Origin of the sequence: Roseospira goensis, assembly GCF_014197795.1 — a bacterium.
GTDB classification, from domain to species: domain Bacteria; phylum Pseudomonadota; class Alphaproteobacteria; order Rhodospirillales; family Rhodospirillaceae; genus Rhodospira; species Rhodospira goensis.
Genome location: NZ_JACIGI010000070.1, coordinates 1 through 2,571 on the forward strand (window position 1 = coordinate 1; position 2,571 = coordinate 2,571).

General features: G+C 71.3%; 3 protein-coding genes. All 3 read left to right on the forward strand.

Translation table 11 applies throughout. The features are described 5' to 3' along the window. Positions 1-183 precede the first annotated feature (183 nt). The 3 genes from GGD88_RS18285 to GGD88_RS18295 all read left to right on the forward strand — a co-directional run bounded on the left by GGD88_RS18285 (position 184) and on the right by GGD88_RS18295 (position 2,543). Positions 184-1,113, forward strand: a complete 930-nt coding sequence (locus GGD88_RS18285) for a DUF2303 family protein (RefSeq protein ID WP_184438197.1) — start codon at positions 184-186, stop codon at positions 1,111-1,113. Between the two features lie 122 nt (positions 1,114-1,235). Continuing rightward, a complete protein-coding gene (locus GGD88_RS18290; protein ID WP_184438200.1) occupies positions 1,236-1,496 on the forward strand; it encodes a hypothetical protein in 261 nt (86 codons plus the stop codon). Positions 1,497-1,637: 141 nt separating this feature from the next. Beyond that, complete coding sequence (locus GGD88_RS18295) at positions 1,638-2,543, forward strand: ATP-binding protein (RefSeq protein WP_184438203.1); 906 nt, start codon at positions 1,638-1,640, stop codon at positions 2,541-2,543. Positions 2,544-2,571: the final 28 nt, after the last annotated feature.

A 2,571-nucleotide genomic window follows, 5' to 3' on the forward strand; every position in this document is an offset into this window, starting at 1 on the left:
CGCGGCATCGACGTGGTCGCCGACCTCGCGACCAGGAAGCCGAAGATGCCGCGCCGCCGCACGACCTTCTTCGCCACCGAGGACAACCGCCTGACACGGCAGGACCCGCGCCAGCAGGCCCTGCCGTTCAAGACCGTGGACACCGCCGCGCCCGAAACCAAGGCCCTGTAAGGAGACCCCTCCATGTCGCCCGAAACCCAGACCGAAACCGGCGCCCTGACGCGGTTCATGATCGACCATGTCGGCGTTGACGTCCTGTGCGAAGACGCGACCGAACGGCCCATCGCCGTGGTGCCCGAGGGCAAGCGGCTGGAGAGCCTGAAGCCGCTGCTGGACCAGTACCGCGACCGGCCGCAGCGGATCAGCGGGCGCAGCGAACACCTGACGCTGGACAGCCTGATCGACCACATCAAGGCGCACGACACCATGCAGACGGCGGTGTTCATCTCGCGGGACCCCGCTCAGGCGGTGGCCGTCTATGACTATGTGAGTGGCACCCTCCCCGAGGCCGAGCCGAACTGGCGCAACTGGCGCGCGGTCCACGATTTCCCGCTGTCGCGCGAGTGGCAGCTGTGGAGCCGTGCCAGCGGCGACAAGAAGAGCCAGGGCGCGTTCGCCGCGTTTGTCGAGGACCGCATCCTGGACATCCTGCCGGCGCCCGACCTGACCGGCGAGCCGGCGACCGAGAGCGACCGGACGCTGCGGGAGCTCGCGCGCCTGCTGACCGGCACCTTCGCCGGGCCCGAGCGCATGATGGAGCTGGCGCGCGGGCTGGTGGTCCACGAGACCAGCCGCGTGGGCGAGATCATCAACACCAGCAGCGGTGAGGGCTCCATCATCTTCGAGAAGGAGCACACCGACGGCGCCGGCCAGAAGCTGACCATTCCCTCGCTGTTCTGCATCGCCATCCCGGTCTTCGACCAGGGCGTGCGCTACCGCATGGTCGCGCGGCTCCGCTACCGCAAGACGCGCGAGGGCCTCGTGTGGTGGTTCGACCTGCAGCAGGTCAAGGAGGTGTTCGACGACGCCTTCCGCGACGCCGCCGGCCGCATCGGGGCCGAGACCGGGGTTCCGGTCTACGCCGGCACGCCCGAGGCGCCGGTGACCGCCTGATCGTCCCGCCCTCGCCGGTGCGGGGGTCTCCCTCTCGCCCGCGCCGGCCGTGCCCCGGCCTCCGCCCATCCCTCGCCCCCGCCACGGAGGCCGGGGCACTCCCTTTCCAGGAGGACCCCGTCATGCCCGTGACCGATGCCGCCATGCTGGCCCGCCTGGATGCTCTGGCGCCCGGGCGCGGGGCCGCGATCCTGGCCGAGGTCGCCCTGATCGAGATGGAGGTTCTGGCCGCGCGATGCGCCGGGCGCACGTGCGATGGCAAGGCCCTGGGCGGGGTCTGCGCCGACTGCCCCGCCGATGCAGGCGTGTTCGATGCCGTCCTGCCCGACCTTCACCTGGAGATCACCCCCGCCGGCCGGGACGCCCTCGCGACAGTCCGGTGAGGTCATGGGGTGAGGCCAGGGGGTGAGGCCAGGGGGTGAGGCCAGGGGGACGGCGCGGGTCGCCCGTTCCGCAAGGGCGGGCAGGCCCTCCCTGGCGCCCGGCACAGCCCGCGCCGTCCCCCCCGTTCAGGAGCCCTTCGGATGCCCGTGTCCCTTATCACCGCCGACCAGCGCGCCTCCAGCGCCTACGACACCACGTCGCTGGCCATCTTCGGTCCGGCCGGCGTCGGCAAGACCACCCTGGCCAGCACGTTGCCGGGGGACCGCGCCCTGGTGATCGACCTGGAAGCCGGCATGAAGCCCTTGCGGCACTGGTCCGGGGTCAGCCTGCCGGTGCGCGCCTATGCCGACTTCCGCGACCTGGCGATCCTGATCGGCGGACCGGACCCGTCCAAGCCGGACACGGAACCCTACTCGGCGGCGCATCACGCCCATATCGAGAAAACCTACCGCGACGCCGGGCTGAACGACGTGTTGACGGCGCTCGCCGAGCGCCCGGTCGTGTTCGTGGACAGCATCACCGATCTCACGCGACAGGCCATGGTCTGGGCAAAGCACCAGCCCGAAGCGGTCTCGGCGCGGACCGGCCAGCCAGACGTGCGCGGCGCCTACGGCCTGCTCGGACGCGAGGTCATCACCGCGCTGAAGCACCTGCAGCATGCGAAGGGCCGCACGGTCATCTTCGTCGGCGTGCTGGAGAAGGTGACCGACGACTACGGCACCGCGCACTGGCAGCCGCAGACCGAGGGCTCGAAAGTCATGCGCGAACTGCCCGGCATCGTCGACCAGGTCATCAGCATGCACCACTTCCGGCCCGACACCGACGGCACCGGCTGGGTGCTGGACGAACAGGCCGGCGGCCGGCGGCTCGTCTGCCGCGCGGGCAACCGCTACGGCCTGCCGGCCAAGGACCGCTCCGGCCAGTTGGACGAGACCGAGCCGCCGGACCTCGGCGCACTGCTGACCCGCATCAATCAGGACGGCCCCGCCGCGCCGTCCACGTCCACGCCGTCCTCCCCGACCGCCCCGACCGCATGGAGTGCCTGACATGCTCGATCTCAACGACGCCGGCCCG

What these genes read in the sequence shown, in the direction of transcription:
- GGD88_RS18285 (WP_184438197.1), top strand. Translation starts at nt 184, where the DNA reads ATGTCGCCCGAAACCCAGACCGAAACCGGCGCCCTGACGCGGTTCATG.
- GGD88_RS18290 (WP_184438200.1), top strand. Translation starts at nt 1,236, where the DNA reads ATGCCCGTGACCGATGCCGCCATGCTGGCCCGCCTGGATGCTCTGGCG.
- GGD88_RS18295 (WP_184438203.1), top strand. Translation starts at nt 1,638, where the DNA reads ATGCCCGTGTCCCTTATCACCGCCGACCAGCGCGCCTCCAGCGCCTAC.